This is a genomic window from Legionella tunisiensis (assembly GCF_000308315.1).
Lineage (GTDB): Bacteria > Pseudomonadota > Gammaproteobacteria > Legionellales > Legionellaceae > Tatlockia > Tatlockia tunisiensis.
The window spans coordinates 1-6,154 of record NZ_CALJ01000245.1 but is presented as its reverse complement, the minus strand read 5'-3'; the positions used below and the strand labels follow the sequence as shown (position 1 = coordinate 6,154).

Sequence of the window (6,154 nt, the reverse complement as noted above, 5' to 3'; positions counted from 1 at the left end):
ATAATCTGGAAGAAAAGATTGCCCAGATTAAGACAATGATCGTTGAACACGTGGGTTAACATAAAAAAGACGGGGCGCTGAAATGGCATTATTAGTGCAAAAATTCGGGGGAACGTCGCTTGCTACGCTAGAACATATCAACCATGCAGCGGACATAGTAGCAAAAGCAAAGCAGGCAGGCCACAGTGTGGTAGTCATTGTATCGGCAATGAGTGGAGAAACGGACAGACTCATTAATCTAGCGAATAGCATCAGTGAATACCCAAATGAAAGAGAATATGCCGCACTTGTTGCTACCGGAGAGCAAGTGTCTATGGCTTTAATGGCGATGGCATTAATTAATCGCGGCATCAATGCTCGTTCTTATACGGGCGGACAGGCAAGAATTCATACCTGTAACCAATTTAAGAAGGCTCGTATTCAGGCAATTGATACTCAACCGATCCTCAAAGAACTTGAACAAGACACGGTTGTAGTCATTGCTGGTTTTCAGGGTGTTGATAACGATGGCAATGTGACGACTTTAGGCCGTGGTGGTTCGGATACAACGGCTGTTGCTATTGCTGCTGCGTTAAAAGCAGATGAATGTCAGATTTATACTGATGTGGATGGTGTTTATACAACTGATCCCAGGGTTGTACCTGATGCCAAACGGCTAGAGCAGATTACTTTTGAGGAAATGTTGGAGCTGTCTAGCTTAGGGGCAAAGGTTTTGCAAATTCGTGCCGTTGAATTTGCCGGTAAATATAATATTCCTCTTCGTGTTCTATCCTCATCACAGGAGGGACCTGGAACCTTAATTACCTATCAGCAAAAAACAGTATGGAAGCACCTTTAGTAACAGGAATTGCTTTTAGCCGTAATGAAGCCAAGGTTACCCTATCTGGGGTACCTGATTCGCCAGGTATTGCTTCTGGTATTTTATCCGAAATTAGCGCAATTGGGGTGAATGTCGATATGATTGTACAGCATTTATCGGCTAATAATAAAACCAATTTTACGTTTACTGTTCACCGTGATGAATATCAATTGACGTTGAAACAATTGCGTAAAATAGCCAAAGAGTTAGGTGCCGGTGATGTTGTTGGTATCGATAATTTGGCTAAATTGTCGCTTGTTGGCTCAGGTCTTAAGAGTCATCCTGAAGTGGCATCAATCATGTTTAAAACCCTTGCTTCGAAGGGTATCAATATCCAATTGATTGCGACTTCAGAAATTAAACTCTCAGTGCTGATTGATACAGCCATGCTTGATGAGGGTGTACGTGAGTTGCATAGTGTTTTCCATCTTGAAGATGATAGTCGTGATGAATCACGTATCATGTCAGTGAATGTGGCACAGGAATGCTTGATTGCTGCGAGCAAACTGTAAATAGATCAAGATTGTATGTTAATTCCATGCAATCTTGGTTTTTGCCTCAACCAAAGGTTACCATTTCGGATCAGCATTGTACTTAAGATAAGGTAGTCATTTGTAATTAAAGGAGTTAATTATGAGTTTTCTTAGTGAATTTAAACAATTCGCTATGCGTGGCAATGTGATGGATCTTGCTGTTGCCGTCGTAATTGGCGCGGCTTTCGGTAAAATTGTTTCTTCGCTTGTCGATGGCATTATCATGCCAATTATTGGACTCTTAATGGGTGGCATCAATATTACTGATAAAGCTTTCAAAATTGGCGATGCGGTGGTGAAGTGGGGTGCTTTTTACAAACCATTATGGATTTTACGATTATTGCCTTTGCTATCTTTGTTGCGATTAAATTTATTAACATGTTGCAAAACAAACAAGAAGAGACAGAAGAAAAGATTGGCAAAGAAGAAGCAATATTGATTGAAATTAGAGACTTGTTGCGTGAAAAGATGAGTAAAAAATAACAGAAATGAGCGCGCTTCTTACGGCTATTTGTTATGAGATCGGATAAAAATCAGCTGAAAAATAAGGATAAATAATAAATAAGGGTTTAAACGACAAGGAATGTTGGTTCTAATAATTCGATATCCCCCCGAAAAGCTCTAATTTCTCGAGCGCTTACATTTAGAATATAGTGGAGTTTACAATATTCTCTTGGGTTAGATAGCACAGAGGTATTAAAAGTGACTAGATTAACACCTTCTTGATGGCGTGCAGATGGTACTCTTAATAATGGATGTCCCTCTCTAGCCACACGACCGCCTATTTCTTGACATCTTATATAATTTACTGCATCAACTAACCAAGGAAATTCTTCTGTCTTCTGGGTTAAATCAAAGGCTAATCCATGACAATTCACAATTGCAACACGTCTATCAATTTTAACTTCCTTCTGGTTCCGAAAACTTTCCCACGAACTGCGAATTTCTTGAATGAAATGATGCCTTGTTTCAAAAATTGTAGTTTCTAAAGATTCTGAGCCATACCAGCAAGGAATTGATCCATTGCTATAGCGTGATTCGGTAATATGTTCAAAGGGGAAATCAATAAAATCATTTTTACTATAATCAAAGGCTCGCTGAATTAGAGGAGAATTAGTTAAAGCCGGATGAGTTTGTATGTCGATAGTATTTGCGGCCTCCCAATTTAAAGGATCGCTGCTTAAATCATCAAATAAATCCTGAGAGATCTTTATGCCTCGGATGTTTCTATAAACCTCTTGAGAATAATCAATCGATTGGTCAAATAGGGACATTTTTATTGTCCTCTTAAGTGATCAGTGAAACGTCTTATTTGAGCAATTCCAATATAACCATATTCCAGCATGGTGTCTAAAGGACTTAAATTATGTAATTTCTGATTACGGGCTTTAATCCATTGATATACAACATCTCTATTATAAGGATAAAGAATCCGCAAATTCTTATGAATTCCTAATAAATTTCCTACCCGTTCAATAGTGTCTCGTCCTGAAATAAAAGCTGTCCCTTTTTAAATTTAGCGAGTTGGGCTGGGCTTATACCACCTAAAAGATTGCATTCTTCCTCATTTTTAAATTCCAATGCTCAAAAAGCTTAATAACATTTTGAGTATTTCGCACCAAAATGTCTTTAGAGAAATTATTAGATATATTAAAACATTGTAAATTCATATAAACCTCTATTTATAGAATTAAATATAATATAAATAGAAATTTTTGTCAATTTAATTTTAAAATATACTTGCTCCGCAATTGGTGAAGCGAACTGGAAGGTGCTATGGAAAGAGCGTTGTGAGCTATGAAGTTAAGTGCTTATTTTTATACTAAAATAAGAGTGAAGCCATTGATAGGGAAAATTCATGAGCGATCTACTGAACCTTTTTGCCATCATTATTGTTTTTGGAGTGATTTTATGGGTAGTCAATGTGTTTATACCCATGCCTGGTGCAATTAAAAGCTTGCTTAATCTTTTGGTTTTAATTGTACTAATAATTTATATCCTCCAGTTTTTCGGGCTTATCCATAATGTGTTGCCAACGATACGGCTTTTAAATAAAAGGGGACTATTGATATTGCGCTAGCTTGAATGCTTATAACTTGATTTTCGAGCATTGCCGTGGAGCATACCAAGATAGTAGAAATATCAAAACCGCCCTAAAGGCGGGACATCTTTTTATATAGAAAGAAGGGCAGGCAACGAATGATGACCATGATATAACGCCAAAAAAAGGGTGGTAAAATAAGCGTTTTCCCTTTTTGTGGCTCGCCAACACGCTTCAGCACAGACTTTTGGTGGTGAAGCATAAAAAATTCCTTCCAAGCCATAGGTTTGGGCAGTATCAATAAAGCCTAGTCTGGCGATAGTAATTTGCGTTTTATTTTCTGCAGCTTGTTGTAAACCTTCCAGATAAATTTCAATAGCGGCTTTGCTGGCACCATAAAGGCTATTTTTGGCTCGCCCTCGGCAGGCGGCTACAGAACTTAAGAAAATCAGTTGATGCATACTTTGTTGTTTACGCAAATAGTGGTTAATCAATTGGACAGTACTTAATACATTAGTTTTGATTAATTTTTCTATATGATGAGTATCCAAGGTATCATTTTCTACAATATGGCTATAGGCGATAAAGAGAGCTAATTCATTTGGATGTTGATTTAGCATCTCCGTTAAATGCGTTAAATCACCAGCAAAATCGGCAACTAGGAAATCACATTGAACGTGATAGCGTAGGCGTAGATCAGCACTAATGACTTCCAACTGTGTTTGATTACGGGCAACCAGTAATAGTGTACATCCGGCTTGAGCTGCAAGATGTGCAAATTCTTCGGCAATGATGGAGGTCGCGCCTAAGATGACCCAGGTTTTTATGGTCATGATATTATTCTCAAACGATGACTGAGATTAGAGTGCATCCCACTCTGGTAATGAAGTAATAATTTCTTAAATTGTTCATGATTGGGATATTGTTGTTGAAATTGTTGTTGAGTCAGGAGCATATCTTTTGCTAAATAAATTTTACCCTGGATCTTCGTAATAAATTCATTCAGGTCGCGGATGACTTTTTGTGCTTCTTGATTGTTAATAAAATCAATCGCCAAAGTAAACCCCGGTTGCACAAAGGACAATAAACCACAACCAGTTTGAGTCAAGTACTTCAGTACGGCTAAGGTTGGCGTCGCCTGACTGCGATTAATGATTATGATCAATTGGGTTAATGTATCGTAGGCTGCTTTGCTGTCAAATACTGCTTGAAACTGTAATAATCCTCGGTTGCCATAGAGGCGGTTCCAATGTTGAATGGAATCGAGCGGGTTATTAAATTGACGCAGAGATAGAATTTGTTGGTTTGTTTTCTTATTGTTGAAATAATAGCGATTGAAGTGTTTCATTACCCAGCGATTGACCAGGCGAAAGGGTAATTTAGGTATGCTAAAACGCGACAATAACTCGGGCGCTTCCAATTCTGTATGGTTAGCAAGAGATAACACAGCATGTGGCTCATTAAGTAGATCAAGCCAGGCCACTTGATAATCGTATTGGCAACCGCCTTGCTGCATTCGTTGCAATAATGTTTCGAAGTTATTGTATTTTTCAGTTTCTACCGCTACAAAAGCGGGTGCTTTACGCATCTGTAAGGCAATGCGTGTGATAATCCCTGTTAATCCTAGGCCAGCGATAGTGGCATAAAATAAATCGCTATTTTCAGTAGGACTGCAGCGTAATAATTGCTTCCCTAATTGCAAATCCAACCAGTTCAAATGCTGGCCAAAACTACCAGCAAAGTGATTATTTTTACCGTGAACATCGTTAGCAACACCGCCTGCTACCGTAGCACGTAAAGTGCCTGGGATGATAGGAGGAATATAATGAGGATGCACTAAAAAAAGCTCTGCAAAAGTTACTCCTCCTTGACAGATTAGTTCACCTGATAATTCATCAAAGGATAGGAAATGATTCAAACGCCTTGTATCAACAATACCCCCGTCGTTGTTAAGACAACAATCGCCATAGCTCGAACCATTACCGCGTGCGAGAAGATTTTCCTTAGCAGTCAATAGAGATTGAATTTGCTGTTCATTATCAGGGCGAAAACAATCCGATGTCGTTTGTACAGCGTGACTGAAATTGGAAAGCTGTTTGTTTTTGCTAAGCATGTCTTATCACTGAAAGCAATTGAACGTTAAGTTTGGCACATTTTCTTAAGAAGTGTAATTCTTGGGTTGGCTCTAAAAAATGAATCACAATAAAAAATTTACCAGCGCCAGATCTTTAGTCACCAACCAAGACAGATTATGCCAAATAGTTGACTATGTTTTTTCTAGCTGCCAAATACGCGAAGGACTATTTAATATCTTATTGATAATAAATAAATTTATTAACTGGCACGCCCTTTGCTTAGGGAGTTGAGGCTCTAAGATTTAATGACTTATAGCGTTACTTTCAAGATAGGATAGCTATGGCTGAAAAAGATGTTTTATCGCAGGAAGAAATTGATGCACTGCTAAATTCAGTGGATAGTGAAGAAAACTCTTCAGGGGGTGATGGTGCTAATGCAGCGGCAGCCACGACCGATGAAGGGGGAATGCCTAATGAGAGTCTGAGTCGGCCAACTGAGCATGTGCAAGTTCTTAATTTTGCTAATCAAGAACGAATTGTTCGTGGTGAATTGCCAGTGCTTGATAAAATTCATGACCGCGCTGCTAGGTTTTTACGAATGATATTTATCAATTGATGGCGAAAGATTTTGATATTAAGCAAGAGC

At 38.5% G+C, this 6,154-nt stretch carries 7 protein-coding genes and 2 pseudogenes; 5 read left to right on the top strand and 4 right to left on the bottom strand.

The features are described from left to right. Nucleotides 1–82: 82 nt before the first annotated feature. The 3 genes and pseudogenes from BN58_RS37930 to mscL all read left to right on the top strand — a co-directional run. Entirely contained in the window at nt 83–838 is a 756-nt protein-coding gene (locus tag BN58_RS37930) for an aspartate kinase (RefSeq protein WP_269570339.1), read from the top strand. Then, complete coding sequence (locus BN58_RS37925) at nt 823–1,371, top strand: ACT domain-containing protein (RefSeq protein WP_019217477.1); 549 nt, start codon at nt 823–825, stop codon at nt 1,369–1,371. The genes BN58_RS37930 and BN58_RS37925 overlap by 16 nt, the downstream gene beginning before the upstream one ends. A 121-nt stretch (nt 1,372–1,492) precedes the next feature. Then, nucleotides 1,493–1,794, top strand: a pseudogene (mscL, locus tag BN58_RS25925) (large conductance mechanosensitive channel protein MscL); the annotation flags it as partial. Between the two features lie 167 nt (nt 1,795–1,961). Here the strand turns inward: mscL and BN58_RS14730 are convergent. After that, a complete protein-coding gene (locus BN58_RS14730) occupies nt 1,962–2,666 on the bottom strand; it encodes an RES family NAD+ phosphorylase (protein ID WP_019217476.1) in 705 nt (234 codons plus the stop codon). A gap of 2 nt (nt 2,667–2,668) precedes the next feature. Then, nucleotides 2,669–2,830, bottom strand: coding sequence for a hypothetical protein (locus BN58_RS34720; protein WP_019217475.1), 162 nt, complete (start codon nt 2,828–2,830; stop codon nt 2,669–2,671). Nucleotides 2,831–3,250: 420 nt separating this feature from the next. On the opposite strand from BN58_RS34720, the gene BN58_RS14715 reads away from it, so the two are divergent. Beyond that, on the top strand, nt 3,251–3,472 hold the full coding sequence (locus BN58_RS14715) for a Thivi_2564 family membrane protein (protein WP_019217473.1): 222 nt from the start codon (nt 3,251–3,253) through the stop codon (nt 3,470–3,472). Between the two features lie 92 nt (nt 3,473–3,564). Here the strand turns inward: BN58_RS14715 and BN58_RS25915 are convergent, their stop codons facing one another. Beyond that, nucleotides 3,565–4,266 carry an SDR family NAD(P)-dependent oxidoreductase gene (locus tag BN58_RS25915; protein WP_232220669.1) on the bottom strand — a complete coding sequence of 234 codons (702 nt, stop codon included), beginning with the start codon at nt 4,264–4,266 and terminating at the stop codon, nt 3,565–3,567. Next, the gene (locus BN58_RS14705; RefSeq protein WP_019217472.1) at nt 4,263–5,546 is read right to left on the bottom strand and encodes an FAD-binding oxidoreductase; all 1,284 of its coding nucleotides are present in this window, start codon (nt 5,544–5,546) and stop codon (nt 4,263–4,265) included. The genes BN58_RS25915 and BN58_RS14705 overlap by 4 nt, the downstream gene beginning before the upstream one ends. Nucleotides 5,547–6,010: 464 nt before the next feature. On the opposite strand from BN58_RS14705, the pseudogene BN58_RS37920 reads away from it, so the two are divergent. Further along, nucleotides 6,011–6,154 (top strand): annotated as a pseudogene (locus tag BN58_RS37920) (flagellar motor switch protein FliM); the annotation flags it as partial.